The organism is Herbaspirillum sp. Sphag64 (assembly GCF_014192645.1).
GTDB lineage: Bacteria > Pseudomonadota > Gammaproteobacteria > Burkholderiales > Burkholderiaceae_D > Herbaspirillum.
In genome coordinates this window covers 1-19,264 of sequence record NZ_JACHYE010000012.1, presented here as the reverse complement: position 1 = coordinate 19,264, position 19,264 = coordinate 1, and the positions used below count along the sequence as shown (strand labels likewise).

14 protein-coding genes are annotated in these 19,264 nt (G+C 53.1%); 4 read left to right on the top strand and 10 right to left on the bottom strand.

Annotated features, from left to right (window positions below; all coding sequences use genetic code 11):
* Positions 1-129 precede the first annotated feature (129 nt).
* The 10 genes from FHW66_RS16620 to FHW66_RS16575 form a co-directional block, all read right to left on the bottom strand.
* Positions 130-1,260: a branched-chain amino acid ABC transporter substrate-binding protein gene (locus FHW66_RS16620; RefSeq protein ID WP_183380942.1), complete on the bottom strand. Its 1,131-nt coding sequence runs from the start codon at positions 1,258-1,260 to the stop codon at positions 130-132.
* A 315-nt stretch (positions 1,261-1,575) separates the two neighbouring features.
* Positions 1,576-3,249 carry a methyl-accepting chemotaxis protein gene (locus FHW66_RS16615; protein ID WP_183380941.1) on the bottom strand — a complete coding sequence of 558 codons (1,674 nt, stop codon included), beginning with the start codon at positions 3,247-3,249 and terminating at the stop codon, positions 1,576-1,578.
* Positions 3,250-3,550: 301 nt separating this feature from the next.
* A complete protein-coding gene (locus FHW66_RS16610; protein ID WP_183380940.1) occupies positions 3,551-3,745 on the bottom strand; it encodes a hypothetical protein in 195 nt (64 codons plus the stop codon).
* Between the two features lie 178 nt (positions 3,746-3,923).
* Positions 3,924-5,072 carry a branched-chain amino acid ABC transporter substrate-binding protein gene (locus FHW66_RS16605; protein ID WP_183380939.1) on the bottom strand — a complete coding sequence of 383 codons (1,149 nt, stop codon included), beginning with the start codon at positions 5,070-5,072 and terminating at the stop codon, positions 3,924-3,926.
* A gap of 449 nt (positions 5,073-5,521) precedes the next feature.
* The gene (locus FHW66_RS16600) at positions 5,522-7,198 is read right to left on the bottom strand and encodes a methyl-accepting chemotaxis protein (RefSeq protein WP_183380938.1); all 1,677 of its coding nucleotides are present in this window, start codon (positions 7,196-7,198) and stop codon (positions 5,522-5,524) included.
* A gap of 429 nt (positions 7,199-7,627) precedes the next feature.
* Positions 7,628-9,337: a methyl-accepting chemotaxis protein gene (locus FHW66_RS16595; RefSeq protein ID WP_183380937.1), complete on the bottom strand. Its 1,710-nt coding sequence runs from the start codon at positions 9,335-9,337 to the stop codon at positions 7,628-7,630.
* Between the two features lie 178 nt (positions 9,338-9,515).
* Positions 9,516-11,726 carry an ATP-binding protein gene (locus tag FHW66_RS16590; RefSeq protein ID WP_183380936.1) on the bottom strand — a complete coding sequence of 737 codons (2,211 nt, stop codon included), beginning with the start codon at positions 11,724-11,726 and terminating at the stop codon, positions 9,516-9,518.
* 53 nt (positions 11,727-11,779) lie between these two features.
* On the bottom strand, positions 11,780-12,175 hold the full coding sequence (locus tag FHW66_RS16585; protein WP_183380935.1) for an Hpt domain-containing protein: 396 nt from the start codon (positions 12,173-12,175) through the stop codon (positions 11,780-11,782).
* Between the two features lie 32 nt (positions 12,176-12,207).
* The gene (locus FHW66_RS16580) at positions 12,208-13,953 is read right to left on the bottom strand and encodes a hybrid sensor histidine kinase/response regulator (RefSeq protein WP_255459015.1); all 1,746 of its coding nucleotides are present in this window, start codon (positions 13,951-13,953) and stop codon (positions 12,208-12,210) included.
* Between the two features lie 12 nt (positions 13,954-13,965).
* Positions 13,966-14,568: a response regulator gene (locus FHW66_RS16575; protein ID WP_183380934.1), complete on the bottom strand. Its 603-nt coding sequence runs from the start codon at positions 14,566-14,568 to the stop codon at positions 13,966-13,968.
* Between the two features lie 182 nt (positions 14,569-14,750).
* On the opposite strand from FHW66_RS16575, the gene FHW66_RS16570 reads away from it, so the two are divergent.
* From FHW66_RS16570 to FHW66_RS16555, 4 genes are read left to right on the top strand one after another with little or no spacing between them, the layout of a single operon-like run.
* Positions 14,751-15,032 carry a hypothetical protein gene (locus tag FHW66_RS16570; protein WP_183380933.1) on the top strand — a complete coding sequence of 94 codons (282 nt, stop codon included), beginning with the start codon at positions 14,751-14,753 and terminating at the stop codon, positions 15,030-15,032.
* The gene (locus FHW66_RS16565) at positions 15,029-17,179 is read left to right on the top strand and encodes an ATP-binding protein (protein ID WP_183380932.1); all 2,151 of its coding nucleotides are present in this window, start codon (positions 15,029-15,031) and stop codon (positions 17,177-17,179) included. Before FHW66_RS16570 ends, FHW66_RS16565 begins: the two co-directional genes overlap by 4 nt.
* A complete protein-coding gene (locus FHW66_RS16560; RefSeq protein ID WP_183380931.1) occupies positions 17,176-18,216 on the top strand; it encodes an HD domain-containing phosphohydrolase in 1,041 nt (346 codons plus the stop codon). Before FHW66_RS16565 ends, FHW66_RS16560 begins: the two co-directional genes overlap by 4 nt.
* Positions 18,217-18,220: 4 nt before the next feature.
* On the top strand, positions 18,221-19,108 hold the full coding sequence (locus FHW66_RS16555; protein WP_183380930.1) for an HDOD domain-containing protein: 888 nt from the start codon (positions 18,221-18,223) through the stop codon (positions 19,106-19,108).
* Positions 19,109-19,264 lie beyond the last annotated feature (156 nt).

Here is a 19,264-nt window from a genome sequence, read left to right as displayed (position 1 = left end):
TTCCGCCGCTATTGTTTTTGTGGCGTGGACAGGTGGAGTAATAGCAGGGTGAGGGCAGGCATAAAAAAGCCGACGTTGCCGCCGGCTATCAAGATCAGGAGAATAACGCAGTACTGGTGCGCGAGGGTTTCAATAGTTTGCCAGTGGTTCAGGACGGCCGTTCTTGAACAGGAAAATGGTGACCGGCGAGCTCTTCAGATCGTGGTTGGCATCAAACTCGTAAGTACCTGCGACGCCTTTGTAAGCTGCCTGTGCCATGATCGGACCATACTTCGCTGGTTCAACCGAGCCTGCTTTACTCATGCTGTCAGCGACCAGCTTCATGGCGTCATAAAACGAGACTGCATAAAACATTGGTTTGGCGTTATTGCGCTTCTCAAAATTGGCGACAAAGGTTTCCGCGCTATTGGTCTTGAGGAGTCCGCCACCTTGAGTGCAATAGACGCTGCCATTGACGGCATCGCCACCCAAGCTGCCCAACTCCGCGTCACAGATCGCGTCCCCACCGAGCAGCGGGATATTCAGACCGAGTGACTTCATCTGGCGTTTCATTGGCGCTGCTTGCGAGAAGTAGCCACCATAGAAGACCGCATCGGGGTTTTTGCTCTTGATGTTGGTCAGGATCGAATTGAAATCAGAAGCTTTGTCATTGGTAAAGTCGCGCGAGACGATTTCAATACCATTGGCTTTGGCCACCTTGGTGAACTCTTCTACCACGCCGACGCCATAGGCGGTGCGATCATCAATCAACGATACGCGTTTGAATTTGAGTTCTTTTGCGGCATACAAAGCCATCTTGCCACCCAGTTGACTATCGCTGGCGGAGACACGGAAGACATTGGAGAAGCCCTGCAAGGTAATTTTTGGATTGGAGCCGACGGTTGCCATCACAATGCCTGCGTCGTTATAGAGCTTGGATGCTGGAATTGCCACACCCGAGTTATAGGGGCCAAATACCGCTTTGACCTTGGCATCTACCAATTTTTGCGCGACGGCAACGCCAGCTTTGGGATCCGCTTGATCATCTTCTACCATCGCTTCGAAGCGCACGGTATCTGCACCCACCTTGATACCGTTTTGGTTCAATTCGTCAATCGCCATGCGCAAACCACGTTCATTGTCCTTGCCAGCAGCTGCTTGTGCCCCGGTCAACGGGCTGCTAAAACCAACCTTGACAACAATGTCTGCCGCCAGTGCCTGGCAGCAGACGCCGACCAGCATAGCAGCGATGGTGAGACGACAGGGAGGAGTGCGCGACATATCAATTCCTTTCAGTGATGATGAGGGTGGGAGGGGTACAGCATTTTCAATGGCATAACGATATTCAATGATTTATGGATCCAAATATATATAATTGGATCCAATATAGCAGGAATTGTGAGTGTTGATATCAAAAACGGAAGAAAATTATAGGTCGCACCGACGTCGCTTGACACGCGAGGGCCTGGGGCCGGAAAGCGGAGGGGCGCGCAGGAGAGGGGGATAGTGAGAGGAAGGCAGTGCAGGCGGTTGGCAAAGCGACTGTGTGTCGGCGAGCATGCTCTGCCAATCCCCTGGTGTCAGGCGGTTTGACCGTTAGGCGTCATCCCGAATCTTGAAGATACGTACAGACTCATGCAGATTGTCTGCCTGATGTTGCAAGGCGCCAGCTGAGGCCGCGGCTTGCTCTACCAAGGCGGCATTTTGCTGAATGACAGCATCCATTTGTGCAATGGAATGATTAATCTGCTCAATGCCGGATGCCTGCTCCTGGCTCGCCGAGGAGATCTCGCCGATGATGTCAGAGACTCGCTGAACGCTATCGACGACCTCTGTCATGGTATCACCTGCATCGTTGACGAGCTTCGAGCCAATGCTTACCTTTTCAACCGAATCGCTGATCAATTCTTTGATTTCTTTGGCGGCACTTGCCGAGCGTTGCGCCAGGCTTCTGACCTCTGAGGCGACGACTGCAAAACCACGGCCCTGTTCACCGGCGCGCGCTGCTTCGACGGCCGCATTGAGCGCAAGAATATTGGTTTGAAATGCTATGCTGTCAATCACACTGATAATGTCGACAATTTTCTTCGCTGATTCATTGATTGCCTCCATAGTTTTCACGACGTGGGAAAAAGCAGCGCCTCCTTTGATGGCGATAGCGGAGGCCGATACCGCCAGTTGGTTGGCTTGACGGGCATTCTCGGCGGTTTGCTTCACAGTTCCCGTCAATTCCTCCATGGAGGCAGCGGTTTCCTCCAGCGAGCTCGCCTGTGCTTCCGTGCGCGATGACAAATCACGATTACCCGAGCTAATCTCGCCTGATGCAACACCGATGGTATCAATACTGCGGCGCACGCCACCGACTACCTGTGACAAGCTCGTGCTGATGCCATTCATGGCCTGCATCAAGCGTCCAATTTCATCGTCACGCTGCACCACCAATTGCGAACGAAGATCGCCGTGTGCGAGTTTTTCCGCGGTGCTGACAGCATGTCCTAAGCCATCCCGGATCAACTGAAAGACACAATAGAGTGCGGAGGAGGAGGCGACAAAGGTAAATATAAGGACGATGATCATCAGCAGCTCCGCACGGCTCCCGCGTGCTTTTGCTTCATTGACCGTCTTCAGAGTCCGTTGGTCGAGCAAAATAAGAAACTCGTTAAGCGGTTTCATGATTTTTGCTTTATTGAGATGATAATTCTTGTCGTGCACCAGTTTGATCGCCATCTCCGGATCTGGTGGCCCTTTCTTGGTGAAGCCGCCTTTTCCATCGTCATATAAGCCCTTGACTGCGTTCATGGCAATCGTTTCTGCCTGAACGAGACCATCCGAATTGGCTTGGGCTTCTTTCAACTTCGCAAATTCCTCGTCGGTGAAGCCGGCATTTTTCATCGACTCCTGCAACGATACCGTGTCACCATCTGGTGTCGGTTGCTCTACACCAGCGGCAACGAAATCCCAATAAATCCGTTCGTAATGTTGTGGCCTTGGCCGTTTGCCGTTGCGGATATCCAGAATGGCAAAGTATTGCTTTTCATACGAGGGATCGCCGGTAATCACGTAAGTACGGGCGAGGCGCGTTAAATCGTCCGAACTCTGGCGTAGCTCCTGAGCCAGTAAAAACGATTGATAGCGTGATGTGTTGGCCGCATTGATATCGGCCTGACTGTTGGCAACCAGATGGAATGCGGCATAAGTCAAGATGGAGAGCAACGCCATGAATGACAGCAGGTAAGCCAGTATCTTCTTCAAGGCAAGGCGACTTTTCATTTTCAACCCCTCGTTTCTAAAAACGTTATCTGGCCCGCTGCGAGCGCGTAGCGACAGAATTGGAATCTAACGACTAAACACGGGAAAACGGACGCAGACTATTAAAAGCCAGTGCCTCGTACTTGCCGAAGCTGACAGACTAGAATGAAAAATTCGTTGAGAGAGAGTGCAATGTGCAGAACAGCACAGCAAGAAAATCGCCCGGACGGTGATTGGCCGGGCTGCTAGCAACGGTTGAAGAGGGGCTGCGAGAACGGCAATGCGAGTGATCTTGATGCTCTCCCGCCAGAGCTAGAAAAGACTATTTCCGGAATCTGGCCAGGACATCATTCGCCAGTTTTTTTAATGCTACCGCCTCGGGCTGATCGGAGTTCATGCAGGCCGCTTCGATGTCATCAACAATGGTTTCCAGTTCCGTGCTGAGTGACTTCATGCTCGCCACAAGGCGGGACAATTCTGCATGCAAGGCGTGTTCGAGGGCTTTTTCTGTCGACATGCTGCTCTCCTGCTGTGATCGTTAGTCATATTGATCACTGTATAAGATACTCGTAAGTATGTTAATCAGGGCTTTCCTTATTCTTATCGCAAATCAACGCCAGGACATTGTATGAATCCCCATAAAAAAAGCGCTCCGGCTATTCACCGGAGCGCTTTTTAGAGTGGCAGGTCGGTAATTACTTGACCACGCTCAGCAGAGTGCGCTTGCCATCTTTGTACGAGTACAGAGTCAATGTACCGTTCAGGATGTCGCCCTTAGGATCGAAAGCGATTTCGCCGGTCACGCCCTTGTGATGGATCTTTGCCAGTTCTGGCAGGTAGACCTTAGGATCGGAGGAACCAGCCTTTTGCATTGCTTCGACCATGGTCATCAGTGCATCGTAGGTGTACGGTGCATAGATCACGACTTCTTGCTTGAATTTCTTTTGGTAAGCAGCCTTGAAATCATCCAGAGCTTTCTTGCCAGCAGGCGTCACGCCACCAGCTTCCGCGCAGACAACTTCGCCATCCTTCAGGCCCGCACCAGCCAGTGCAGGCAATTCGGTGGTGCAGATACCATCGCCGCCCATGAACTTGGCCTTGATGCCCAGTTGGTCCATTTGGCGCAGCATTGGGCCTGCAACAGCGTCCATACCGCCAAAGAAGACCAGATCAGGGCTCTTGGACTTGATCGAAGTCAGAATTGCGTTGAAGTCGATTGCCTTGTCGGTGGTGAACTGGGTTGCAACGATCGTGCCGCCAGCAGCGATAGCGGACTTGCGGAATTCTTCTGCAACACCTTGGCCGTACGCGGTACGGTCATCGATCACAGCAATGTTCTTGCCCTTGAGCTGAGCGATCGCATAACGACCCAGCACGCCACCCAGCTGACCATCGTTGGCCACGACGCGGAAGGCAGTGTTAAAGCCTTGTTGGGTGTACTTTGGATTGGTTGCCGATGGGGAGATTTGCGGGATGCCTGCATCAAAATAGATCTTCGATGCTGGGATAGTAGTACCCGAGTTCATGTGGCCGATCACGCCCTTGACTTGTGCATCAACCAGTTTCTGTGCAACTGCAGTTGCTTGCTTTGGATCCGATGCGTCGTCTTCTGCAACCAGTTGGAATACAACCTTCTTGCCACCGATCATGGTGCCTTTGGCATTGAGTTCGTCAATCGCCATTTGCGCGCCGTTTTCATTGTCTTTACCAATGTGGGCGTTCGGGCCGGTAATCGGTGCGACGTGACCAATCTTGACGATTTCCTGTGCAGAGGCGGAGCCTGCAAAAACGAATGCCAACGTAATAGCGCCAGCCAAGGGAATCATTTTGATTTTGTTCTGCATGAATTACTCCTGATGAATTAAAAAACTACTGTTAGTCGTATTACTTTTAATAATGACCAAAGATGAGTGACAGTTTGTACCGACACTTCTTTTGCACCTTGTTGGTGCGTCTAAGAAATTTCACATGTTCAATTTCTGTGGACGGTGTCTCCTACGCAAAAAGCGGGCCATGTAATTCACGGGCATGAGCCAGCACGACGAAGATAGCAGATTCGCGAGGAAATGGAAGAATATTTTCGAGATCTTCTCTATGTAAACGACGATTTAGGGCACTCGGCGAGACGCCATTACATCATGTAGCGCTTGCACGACATCACTCCAAAAAATCCCCGCAGAAAGCGGGATTTGGTTGTGGGGACTTGTGCTTACGGCGGCAACACACGGCAGCAGCAGGAGATGCGAGTAGTTGTCGCCTCTATCACTCCTTGTCATTGCTATTGTGTTAATTTTTATTTGATTTTGAGTCGGGTTGCCGAAGAATTGCTTATTGACGATGGCGCAGTTGCTGCCGACGGCGTGTTCCTCGCAGGTGCGGTCGCCAATCCTCCTGCTTCGCCTGAGAGCTTGAATACGCTGACAGCCTGCGCCAATCGCACTGACTGTTCTTCCAGGCTGGCTGCCGCGGCGGCGGCCTGCTCGACCAGTGCGGCATTTTGCTGGGTCACTTCGTCCATGGACGTGACTGCCTGATTGACTTGCTGAATCCCGGTATTCTGTTCACCGGAGGCAATCGAAATTTCACTGATGATATTAGTCACACGCTGCACTGACGACACCACACCTTCCATCGTCGTACCAGCTTGCGCAACGAGTTGTACCCCGGTATCGACTTTTTCTACCGAGACATCGATCAGACTCTTGATTTCCTTTGCTGCGGACGATGAACGGTGCGCCAGATTCCGAACTTCGGTCGCCACCACCGCGAAGCCACGTCCTTGTTCACCCGCCCGGGCTGCCTCCACGGCAGCATTGAGCGCCAGGATATTGGTCTGGAAGGCAATGCTGTCGATGATGCCGATAATGTCGACGATGCGACGTGCAGATTCGCTGATTTCGCCCATCGTAGTGGTCACCTTGTTGACCACCTCGCCACCGGCAATGGCGACTTCGGATGCTGAACTGGCGGACTTGTTGGCCTCGGAGGCGTGCTCCGCATTCTGGCGCACGTTGGAAGCCAGCTGCTCCATGCTGGCAGCAGTCTGCTGCAAGCTCGATGCCTGTGCTTCGGTGCGTCCGGACAAGTCCATATTGCCACGGGCGATTTCCTGCGTGGAGACCTTGATCGAATCGACATTGGCTCTCACATCGCCGATGATGGCAATCAGGTTCAGCGTCATCTGCTGTAATGCGCGCAGTAGCTGACCGGTATCATCTTTACGGGTTGATGCGAATTTACTGGTCAGATCGCCACCGGCAATAGCGCGCGCTACCGCCGTCGCCAGCTTCAATGGCTGCATAATTGCCTGATGCAGGGCGTACCAGAAATATCCCACTACCAACACACTCAGTAAAGCGACCCATCCCAGAACATGGGCACTACTACCGCCACCACTTTGGTCTTGCATGCTGGCAATGCCAAAGCCGGTGAGCAATAACATGATGAAGCCCATCATCAGACCAATGCGAACTGCCAGTGACATGTGTGTCAGCGCCGCGATCCGCGCCACGATGCTGGTGCTGACCACTTCTCCCTGATGAATCGCCAATCCTTTTGCCTTGCCTTGCCGGAACAGGCGATAGGCTGCGTCAGCGGCAGCGGTCTGTTCACGTGTTGGTCTGGTGCGCACTGACATGTAGCCGACTTGCTTGCCGTTTTCACGTACCGGCGTCACGTTTGCCATCACCCAGTAGAAATTCCCGTTCTTGCAGCGGTTCTTGACGATGCCATTCCACGGTATGCCGGATTTCAAGGTGCTCCACATATCGGCAAATGCCTCTGCTGGCATGTCCGGGTGACGCACGATATTCTGTGGCGCGCCGATTAATTCCGCCTCTTCGAAGCCGCTAATCTCGATGAAGTAAGGATTGACGTACACAATGTTGCCTTGCAGATCCGTCTTGGAAACGATTGATTCGCCATCCCGCAACGGTTGTTCCATGTTTGTCACTGGCAAGTTCGTGCGCATGTATACCTCTTTCGACAACATTACAGGGACGCCGCCGATCCTTTTGAATCAAGGATGCAGCATGCGCGTTTTCGATGTTGATCAGGGCGAAGAACTGGCAATGTGCACAAGCAGTAGCCCTTTGGTCTGCCTGTTTGCTATTTGCGGATAGCGTACCGGATGGGGCACGCATGACAGCGACCACGGCGAAGCTCTTACTGGTTGTCTATTTGTCTGGCACTGGCGTCATCAGCGAGTGCTAGCTGGCGCTGATGTCTGCGATGAAAGATTGAATCTGATGCTACCGTTACCAAGCGTCAGGGGAAAGGAGTTGAGACATTTTTACGACAAAATAATCAAATAAATTCAATAAAAATGTCTCAACTTAGTTAAGTTGCATTGCCATACTGATTATGGCAATGCCTTTGCTATACCGGCAAAAGCTGATGCTTACCACGCAGTGCGGCTATCTCTGGCCATCGCGGGGAGCTGAGGCTGGCTGTGTTCCATCGCCGATGTAGACGGCATGCGCGACGTTGCCAGTGTGGCGTCATGGCCGGATTGATGTGCCGGTGATGACCGTGACGGGGAGGGCTTTGTCGCCGCGGCAGTGTGCGTCAATTTGAAGGTGCCGACCGAGCGTGACAGTTTGGCAGCCTGTTCCTGCAGTGATTGTGCAGTCGCTGCAGCCTGTTCGACCAGTGCCGCATTCTGCTGGGTCACTTCATCCATGTTGACAATGGCACGATTGACCTCTTCCAGTCCCGAGCTTTGCTCCAGGGTGGCAGCAGAAATTTCACTGACGATATCCGTGACGCGCCTGACGCTGGAGACGACTTCATTCATCGTCGCCCCGGCTTCGGCAACCAGTTTGCTACCTTCATCGACCTTATCGACAGAATTGTCGATCAAGACCTTGATCTCCCGGGCCGCGCTCGACGAACGCTGTGCCAGCGAGCGTACCTCTGAGGCCACGACAGCGAAACCGCGCCCCTGTTCGCCGGCACGTGCCGCTTCAACAGCGGCGTTAAGTGCCAGAATATTGGTCTGGAATGCGATGCCGTCGATCACACTGATGATGTCGACAATCTTGCGCGAGGCATTGTTGATCTCGTCCATTGTGCTGACCACTTTGCCCACGACATTGCCACCAGCGATGGCAATGCTGGAGGCTGATACCGCCAGTTCATTGGCCTGCCGTGCATTGTCTGCGTTTTGCTTCACGGTTGAGGTCAACTCTTCCATGGCGGAAGCGGTTTCCTCCAGGGAACCTGCCTGATGTTCCGTGCGTGTGGAGAGATCAAGGTTGCCACTGGCGATTTCGGCCGACGCGGTATAGATGGTATCGGTGCCGTCTCTGACCTCGCCAACGATACTGGAGAGGTTGTCGTTCATGGCCTTCAAGGCATTCATGAGCTCGCCGGTCTCATCGCTGCTGCCGGGCGTGATGTCGCCGGTAAGATCGCCAGCGGCGACACGTCTGGCAATCGTCAGGGCCTCTGTGAGCGGACGTGAAACGATGCGTGCGACCCACATTGCCAGGGCCAGAGATGCCACAATCGTGATACCGACAAATGTGCCGATCAATAGTTTGGCATTGGCATAAGTGTGTGCCGCGAGATCGTTCGAGCTTGCTGCGCCCGTCTCATTGATCTCCGCCAGCTTGTCCAGCTGCTTGAGTGCCTCACGATAGGCAGTAGTGGATTTGCCGTTGAGTAATATCACTGCATCTTCCTTGTTACCTGTCGCCACCATTGCCATGATATTGCGATGCTCGGCAAGGAAGATATTGATGTTTTTCTCCACCTCGGGATAGACAGCCTTTTCTTCTGGCTCGGATAAAAGTGTGCCGTATTTTTTCTGGTTGATTTCCAGCTCCTTGAGCTGCGTCTCCGCACCTTTGGAGGCTAGTTCCGCCCGGTCAGGTGTTGCAGCAAGGATGTACTGCAACTCGAAGCTGCGCGAACGTGCCAGCGTCAGCTTGATTTGTGAAAGCGTGCGGATACTAGGTAGCCAGTCAGTGACGATTTTGCTCGAGGCGGCATTGACCTGCTGTAACTGAAGTAAAGCAAAGCCGCCTAGTCCAGCAACCACAACCAGGATGATCGAAAACGACAGGAACAGTTTTCTGGCAATTTTCAGGTTATAGAACCAGCGCATGATTGTCTCCCGGGGTGTAATCGCTAGGTAGCTTGTATGCCAGGCTACATAAACTTTGTGTTATCGGTACATCGGTATGTCTCAGTATAGTTCTGTGAATACTAAACAAGAGAGTAACGCAAAGCGCTGTGTAAATCCCCCAGAGATTTCCTTAGTATCCTGCAGTCGAAAATTGCTCTCAGACTTGCTCTACCAGCCAGTGATCTACCATTTTGTTGAATGCAACTGCCGTGAATGGCTTGGCCAGATAATCATCCATGCCAGCACTCAGACAGCGGTCCCGGTCGCCCTCAATGGCGCTCGCCGTCAAGGCAATCACCGGCGTGCGTGGCTGGCCGGTGCTGGCTTCGTGTTCACGCCATAGCCGGGTTGCTTCAAAGCCATCCAGGACCGGCATCATGCAATCCATGAGCACCAGATCAAAGTGTGTCGATCGGAGCGCCTGCAGTGCCAGTTCGCCGTTTTCAGCCGTACTTACCTGAAAACCTTTCTTATTCAACAACATGCGCGCCAGGTGCAGATTGATTTCAGTATCCTCGGCGACGAGCACATGCCGTGACGATGAAGGCCCGCTCACGCTGGTTGCGGGTGTGGGAGCATTGTTTGGTGTATTCGATGTGGTTGGCATAATGTTTTCCACTGAGGAGGAAATGGCGCACGGAATATCGAAGCGGAACGTGGTGCCGACACCGACGCTACTTTCGCAGGAAATACTACCCCGCATCAGTTCTACCAGTCGTTTGCAGATCGACAGGCCCAGCCCGGTACCGCCGTATTTGCCGCTGATAGTATTGTCCGCCTGGATGAAGGGTTCGAACAAGCGTTCCTGTTGTGCCTTGCTCATGCCGATGCCGTCATCCGTGACCGCAAAGGCAAGCCTTACGTGCACAGGGCCGACAACGGGCATCGCCGTCGTCGCCATCGCCGTTGGCGCAGCTGTCTCGGGTGTGATCTGCAACGTGATGGTAACCACACCGCGGTTGGTAAACTTGATCGCATTGCTGAGCAGATTGCTTAGTACCTGACGGATATGCATGACGTCGCCGCTGACGACTGGTAGTGGTATCGGTTCGGTCAGAAGTTCGGTACGGATATCCAGCTCCTTTTTCAAGGCGTTGGCGCGATGCAGTTCAACCACTTCCTGCAACAGCAGCGCCGGCGAAAAATCCTGGATGTCGCTTTCCATTTTCCCAGCCTCGATTTTTGAGAAATCAAGAATTTCATTAATGATACGCATCAGATCCTGTGTCCCACGATGAATCTGTGTAGCAAAATGATGCTGGGTTTTTTCCAGTTCCGTTTCCAGCAATAGCTCGCTCATGCCTAGAATGCCGTTCATGGGCGTACGAATTTCATGACTCATGATCGCCAGAAAATGTGACTTTGCAGTATTGGCTGCAACCGCTTCTTCCTTGAGCAAGGCGGCCTGTATCGCATCATTTTCGCGCCGCTTGAGTATGGATGCCATGATGTAAAACGCCACTACCAATGCCCCCATGCTGAGCGCTGCCAGCCCGCCCAGCAAACGCATGGCGCGTAACCAGTCGTCCTTGAAGCCCCGATTACTGACGCTGATCTCGAGGTTCAACGGTGTATTGCGCACCCCACGCGAGACGATGATCTTGGGAGTATCGTCGCGATTGAGTACTCTGGACTTGGAATTGGCATCATTTCGCATCGCAGCACCATGTCTGGTGGCACCAGGTTCATGATCACCGCTTGGCCACTCAGCAAGTAATTCATCATTGCCATTGGTCAGGATGATGGACACGTGCTTCTCCGTACTCACACGTTTAAAAAAAATGACGAAGAAATCACAGGAGATGGCGACAAGTGCGATACCGCGAAACTCCCCGTGGTGGTCATTGAGCCTTCTGCTGAGGTAGATCGTCCAGGAGTGGCTGACACGGTTGCGAATCGGCTTGCTGAAGTAGGTCTGATTGTTATTGTGGGTCAGATGATAGTGATAGTAGTCCCGATCTGAGACATTGATACCGTTGGCCGGCATTGTCCTTGTGAGTATCATTACATCGCCGCGGGCCGATACTAACGACGTCGCTGAGATCTGCGGCAGGCCGGCAATCTTGTCGCGCAACATCTGTGTTGCGACCTGCGTCTGGCTGGATGAGATCTTGCCATTGAGGGCCATATTGGCGCCAATTTCGCTCACGCCATCGAGCACCAGTTCAGCAGATGCAATTGATTGCGCTACATTTTCTTCCAGCACTAACGAGAGGTTGCTGATGTCGTCGTTCCAGTCCTGTAATGCCCAATGGTAGAGGATGCTGCCGGACAGCAGCGTCGCGCCGCCAAGCAGGAAGATCAGGGTGACACCGATGACGATGGTGGTACGGCGGCTATTTTGTGCAATCCATTCGAACGGCACCATCAGCCCTCTCAGAGAGCGGATAGCGGATTGATGTGTCGTGGATATGGTCGGCACTATCGTGCACGACCGGTGGCGTCGCGTTCAAGTTGGGCGGTGAAATAAGCCAGGCAATCTCTGACATCGGCATCGGTTGCTGTGTAGAGCGTGTTGAGCTCGGCTTTCATCGATCTGATCCTGTCGAGCTCTGCATGGCGTGAAAGTGATTCAATCTGCTCCAGTAGGGACGCCACCAGGTGCGCGCCGATCAGGGCAACGGTACCTTTGAGTGAATGACTCTCCAATGTGATCACGCGCAGGTTGCCGGCTTCGATTGCCTTGGCAAGACGTTCAAACATGGGCGGGGCAATCTCAAGAAATGTCCGTGTCAATTCGACGAATACTTGCGTATCCTGCCCTGCTGCATCCAATAGCACGGCAGGATTGATGTATTGATATTGTGGCTGCGTCATCGTCGACTTTCCCTCACGGTATCCGAAAGACCTCAGGTATTTCTTGGAGTGACCAGACGTGGTGCATCCACTGACGACAGCGGCGTCAACGGAAGCGAGAATGAAAATGTACTGCCAACATTTGGGGCCGAGCGGATCCAGATTTCACCGTCCATCAGTTTGACCAGCAATGCCGCGATAGTCAGCCCCAAACCAACGCCACCGTGTGTTCTGGTGCTGGTATCGTCGACCTGAGCAAATTTCTCAAAAATCTTTTCCTGAAAGGCAAGCGGGATACCGCAACCGGTATCGATAATGCTGAAGTGATAGTTGGATGTGTCTTTGATGACATTGAGCTGAATGCTGCCGGAGTCGGTAAACCGTATCGCGTTGTCCAGTAATTTATCCAGAACTTGCAATAGCTTGGTGCGATCGCAGACGATCCGCGATGGTACGTCGTTGGCGATTGTTTCGGACAGGCGTATGCCTTTCTTTTGCGCTGCTTCCTCATGCCGGCTGACAGCGTTACGTACAATGTCAGCCAGGTTTTCTTCACCAAGTACCAGGCTGATTTTGCCAGAGCGCAATGCACTTAATTCCAGAACCGAATCCACCAGTCCGAGCAAACGTACGCCGCTATCGTGGATGGTGCATGCGAAATCACCGTGGCGAGTCCCGGCAAAGTCTTCCATGAGCGTTTCGGAATAGCCCAGGATGCCGTTGAGGGGCGTACGAAATTCGTGTGACATGTTGGACAGAAAATGCAGCTTTGCCTGGGCAGCCAGAACAGCTTCGCGTCGGCTTTCGATCAGGTTGCCGATCAGAATCACCAGCGCAACCGTAGCCAGTACGATCAGCAGCGAGGAAATGCTGGTCATGATCAGGGCCTCTGTCCGGCTGGCGTGGAAAGACGCCAAGCGTTCTTCGATGTCCAGGCCAACGGTAACGTAGAGTGGATAATGATCGAGCTTCTCATAGGCAAAAAAACGTTCCCTGTGGTCGCTGCTGCTGGTGGCCAACATTGTCCCAGAGTCATTGGCGCGCATCGTCTTGAAGAAAGTCGTGTTGGAGGCATCTTTTCCCAGCGTATCGTCGGCACCCACATGCCGGACCCGGACTATGCCATCGGTGCCGATCATGGCAATCGCTCCGAGACGCCCGACATCAACATCCTTATACAAGGTAGTGAAATAGGACGGATCCATCGAGGCCACCACGACACCTTTGAACGAACCATCCGGATTGTTGATGCGCCGGGTCATTTGCAGCGACCATTTTCCCGACACCCTTCCAAGGGTAGGTGCGCTGATGTACAAACCGACATCCGGAGACTGCATGTGGACCCGGATATGTGCACGGTCACTCAAATTGAGCGGATTGAACGGCTGTGTTGAGAGCACCACATCGGCTTTACTGTCGACGATCGAGAACAGATTGTAGATATCTACAGGGACTAATCCGTCTTGCAGTTCCTGTGCAATATTGAAACTTTTACCTTCGATGTTGTACCGCTGACGCAAATAGATAATGGTTTGATCTGTGGCTTCAATGGTACGACTTGCATGGGCTTTGAACAGCCTGGTCAGACTGATGACATCGCGCTGCATATTGGCCATTTCTGCGCGCTCCGTCTTGTGCAACTGCCATAACGTCAATCCCCACAGGATAATAATGAGGAGCGCCGAGCAGATGCACAGGATCACACGCAGATCAATCTCTGTCGCAGCAAGATGATGGCGCTTGCGTGAACTGGGAAGCTCAGCCAGGTAGTCGGTCGGCAACATATCGTCGGTGAACATATCCGGAGGTGATCAACTACGTGCCAGTCGTACTTTCTGCGCGCAGCAGGCACGCAGATAGCCGGACAGTTCGTCATAATTGACCGGCTTGCGGAAAAAGACCACGCCTTCCGGAATGCCGCCGCGTGATTGCAACTCCTCTTCCGACAGACTCGACAGAATCGCAATATTGATATCTGCCAGTGACGGGTAGCTCAAGATCGTCGAAATGACTTCATAGCCATCGATGCCATCCATGACGATATCGGCCAGTACGATGTCGGGCTTCTTGCTGGCAATCTCGACCAGGGCCTGATAGCCGTTCTCGCAAAACGTGGTGGTCGCAGGCAGATTCCAGGACGCGATTTTCTTGGCGTAGATGTCACGTTGCAGCTTGTTGTCTTCCACTACCAGAATCGCGGTCTGCTTGCTGATCGGCGCCTTTTCATGGTGTTCATGTCCTCCATTTGGGGCAGATTTATAAGCCTGTACTGCCGCCATCGGAATGCGCCGGTGTCCGCCTTTTGTCTTCCAGGCTTCGATCACACCTGCTTCTACCAATTGCTGAACCGATGTCACTGAAATGCCCAGGATCTGAGCAGCTTCTTGTGTCGTGCATACCTCGGTCGTCGTCATAGTTGTCTCTCATACTGTTGATGGGTGAATTCTAACCGAATTAAATAAATTAGCAATTTTTATGTTTAATTCGTTATAATTAAATTATTCGTTTTATTTGTTCGTTTGTAGTTTGTCGCAGGGCAGCAACAGAAACATATTATGTAATGAAACAAGAAAGCCCGAAAGGGGCGGGAGGAAATATGAAAAACGCCGAAATCATTGTGCCGAAGGCTGTTGATGTCCTTTCGTGTTTCTCCCGGTCGGCACGCCTTACGGAGCTTTGCACCTTGTTGCCGCAATTCTCGACCTCGCGCACGCGCATCAACAATAACACTGGCCACGATTTGTTCAGGGAGGAGGTGGAGCGGTTGCTGCAAACGCCAAATGCTCTTTCCTGTAATTCAGCGCTCTCTGGTAACGCAGCGCATTACCTTGCCACGATGATTGGACAGGACCAGCTTGCTCTGGGGAGGATGTTGTGAAACAACGACGCAGCCTCAAACACGTGTATCTGCCTGTTGGCCTCTGCCTGTGCGCTGTTGGCGCTGCTGCTGCGCTCTTGCTGGATGGGCCGGCAGCATTGAAATGGAGTGCATTGCTGACAACGCTGGCGATGTCGGTCTATGTGATTCTGCTCAGCCGGCACTTGGCATCGTCCGACAACCCTGAGGTACCGTTATCCACTGCCCAGGATCCAGAAGAGCAGTTGCGTGTCGCGCATAGTCAATTCCTGTCAACCATCAGTCACGAAATTCGCACACCCATGCACGCCATTATTGGCATGACCGATCTGTTGCGGGTTACGCCACTGGATGCCCAGCAGGAGGGCTATACCAAAGCGATTGATGATGCCTCGCGCACGCTCATGGACATGATTGATGACATGCTGGATTTCTCCAAAATCGAGGCCGGCGATCTGACGCTGGAGTGGCGTGACGCACAGTTGCTTGCCGTCGTGGAAGAGAGTGCCGAACTGGTTGCCTCGCGGGCCCGCAGCAAAGGTCTGCGATTAGCTAGCTACGTCGATCCGAGGCTACCCGCGCAGTTACGCTGCGTGCCCGACCGGGTACGTCAAATCCTGCTGCATTTATTGGACAATGCCATCAAATTTACTGAATCCGGTGCGATATCTGTCAATGCCCGCATGACCGAATGGCATACCGATCATTGCCTGGTCCGTTTCGAGGTCAGAGACACCGGCATCGGTATCGATAGCGAGGCACAATCCAAGATCTTCAAACCATTCAGTCAAGTCGATGGATCGGCTGTGCGCAATTACGGTGGCGTCGGACTGGGACTGACAATCTGCAAGCAACTGGTCGAATTGATGGGCGGCACGATTGGCGTTGGCAGCCGCAAGCAGGTCGGTTCTGTATTCTGGTTCGAACTGCCGATGTCCGTTGGAGCAGCGCATGCAACGGCGGTGCGATCCACATTCCCGCGTAGCGAAGAACTCGCACTCAGCGGCGAATTGACACTGATTGCACCGGTTGATGATGTGGCTCGAAGTTTGAGTGACTATGCGCAAGCCTTCGGCCTGAATGTGCGCCGCGCGACGACACTGTCGGCCGGTCTGGAGATGCTGCATTGGCATATGAGCAACAATATTCTGGTGATCGACACAGCAGTCAGCGATTTCTCCGTACAACTGTTGCGAGATGCCCACATACAGAACCGATTCTCCGCCTGCCTGGTCCTGGTGGCCAATGAGGACGAGCACGATGATCTGCCAACGCTGCCAGGCTTGCCGGTACTGGTGCAGCCGCTGACGAGATCGACTTGGTATGGCGCGCTGGTATCTGCCATCAGTGCCCAGGCTGAAGCCACCTCCGCCATCATACCTGCCGCTGCCCGATCATCGTCACAGGGGGCGCTGGTGTTGCTGGTTGAGGATAACCTGTTGAATCAGAAAGTCGCTGTACATCAATTGCATCAGCTTGGCTATGCCGTGGATGTTGCGATGAATGGCCGGGAGGCATTAAACGCGCTGGAGTCAAATCATTACGCTGCGGTTCTGATGGATTGTCAGATGCCTGTGATGGATGGGCTCGAAACCACGCGTCTGATCCGCCTCAAAGAGCAGGATGGTGGCGGTCATATCCCGATTATTGCCATGACTGCCAACGCGATGGCAGGTGATCGCGAGCGGTGTCTGTCGGCAGGGATGGACGATTACCTGAGCAAGCCGATTCAGCGGAATCAGCTTGGCGTTGCCCTGTCATACCATCTCGGTGCCACTACAGATACACTTACTACCAAGCCATCGTCATCATCGACGCCTGCCGAAGATGACATTCTGGATATGCAGAGATTGTCTGATTTGTTCGATGACGATAAGCAGAGCATGATGGCTATGCTGGATTTGTTTATTGTGCATACTGAACCAATGCTCAAGGAGTTACAGCAGGCGGTTTTACAGGAGGATAAGGAGCAAATTGCCGCGCAGTTGCATCGCCTTTACGGTGCCTGCAGCAACCTGGGGGCGGGGCAGATGACCAGCCTGGTGCAGCAGGCAAGTACCGCTGTCAATCACAATGCACTGGTTTCGCTACAACATTTATGTCAGGACTTATCTGTGGCATTCACCCGTTTGCGTGAGCAAACCGAAAAAATAAGGGAAGCGACATGAACGTCTTGATCGTAGATGATGATCGAACCAATCTGGCGTTATTCGCCCATATGCTCAGGGGTATTCCTGAGATGGAATCGATCGAGTTTTCTGACCCGGTGCAGGCTTTGACCTGGTGCAGCAGTCACCAGACCGATTTACTGCTGCTGGACTACATGATGCCGAAGATGAACGGCTTTGCCTTTCTGGAGGAATTCCGCACGCTCACTGGCCCGGACCATGTCCCCGTGATCATGATTACGGCGGATGCAAAAAACCAGGTCAAGCACGAGGCACTGGAGCTCAGTGCCAATGACTTCCTCACCAAGCCAGTCAACAAGGCCGAATTGCGCGCACGTGTCAGTAACATGCTCAGCTTGCGTCAATCGCAGTTGCGTCAGGCTGAGCGAGCCCGCAACTTGTCTGATGAGGTCGACATCATCAATGCCCAGCTCAAGGCCAACGAGCAAAGTGTTGCCGCGTTATTAACCACCGCTGCCTCGTTTCGCGATGTCGAAACTGGAGCACATCTACAGCGCATGTCTCGCTATGCTCGCTTGCTGGCAGAAAATCTGCATCTCTCCGTCAAAGAGCAAAACGACATTTTTGAAGCAGCCCCCTTGCACGATATCGGCAAGATCGGTATCCCGGATCACATTTTGCTCAAGCCCGGGCGTCTCACCGACGAGGAAATGGTGATCATGCGCACCCACCCCATCATCGGTGCAAAGATTCTTGGTGGCGGGACTTCGCAACTCATGCGCAACGCTGCAGTTGTGGCAATGTCTCACCATGAACGGTTCGACGGCACAGGGTACCCGCAAGGTCTGGTCGGAAAGAATATCCCGCTATATGCACGTATTGTCACGGTCGCCGATGTCTTTGATGCGCTCACATCAGGACGTCCCTACAAGACTGCCTGGAGTTTCGAACAAGCGTCGGAATGGTTACTGGAAAACGCAGGAACCCATTTCGATCCAGACTGCGTGAACGCATTCCTGCAGGATAAGGATAAAATCATGAAGATATTCAACGCCTATCAAGAGAAAATCAATTGACATCATGGTAGATCTGATCGACTTCGAAAAGATCCAACAAGCGCGCGGCTTGCCATCACCCACCGGGCTGGCATTGAACATCATGCGCATGTGTCGTAACGACAATGTGTCACTCTCTGATTTGGCGCGCCAGATCCAGACCGATCCCGTATTGGCCGGGCGTCTGATCAAGCTGGCCAATGCGGGCAGAGCGCCGTCGCTGCGGCCGATCGTAGCGGTGACATCGGAAGCCTTGCTCCTGGTCGGGCTGCAATCGATACGCCAGGTCGCACTTAGCCTGTCGCTGATTCATTCCTACAATGGTGGTACCTGCAGTGGTTTCGACTACAACGGCTTCTGGTCACGTTCGTTGACCACGGCTTGTCTGGCACAGGCGCTGGGGAAACGCGTGACAATTGCGCCGGTTGCAGAGTTGTTCACCTGCGGTTTGCTGGCCGGCATTGGTCAGTTGGGATTGGCAGTGATACGACCGCAACCTTACTCGGAGCTCCTGGAGCAGCATCGTACCTCGACACGACAGGAATTGCGCCAAGCCGAGCGAGCGAGGTTTGGATGCGACCAGTTGGATCTAAGCGTGATGATGCTGCGTGACTGGCAAATACCCAGCCTGTTCGTGGATGCCGTACGTTTCCATGCTGAACCGGATTCGTCAGGCAATGATGAGCAAGGCAGGCAACAGCGGCTGGCCAGACTGCTGCACCTGGCCGTTATCTCCGTAGACGTCATTTGTGCCGATACCATTGATGAAGATACTGTGCCTTTGCCCCTACTGGAGCAGGCTGCCTTGCTTGATCTGTCCCCCGAGCTGATGCTGGAAGTATTGCAGGATGCCGCGCAGGAGCGCGCCGACTGGATCACGATACAGCGCCCGTCCGGCCGCATCAGCGCCTGAGTTGATGCAAATTCGAAGTAAATTCAGCGGCACGGCCAGAAATTGAAAATGCCGCAGTCATCTGAACTGACCCCATAAAGTTGGACGGTTTAATTGCTAGGCAGCCAAAGGCTGAGTTCTGTATTGCACAGGACTCAGCCCTTTTAATTTGGTCTT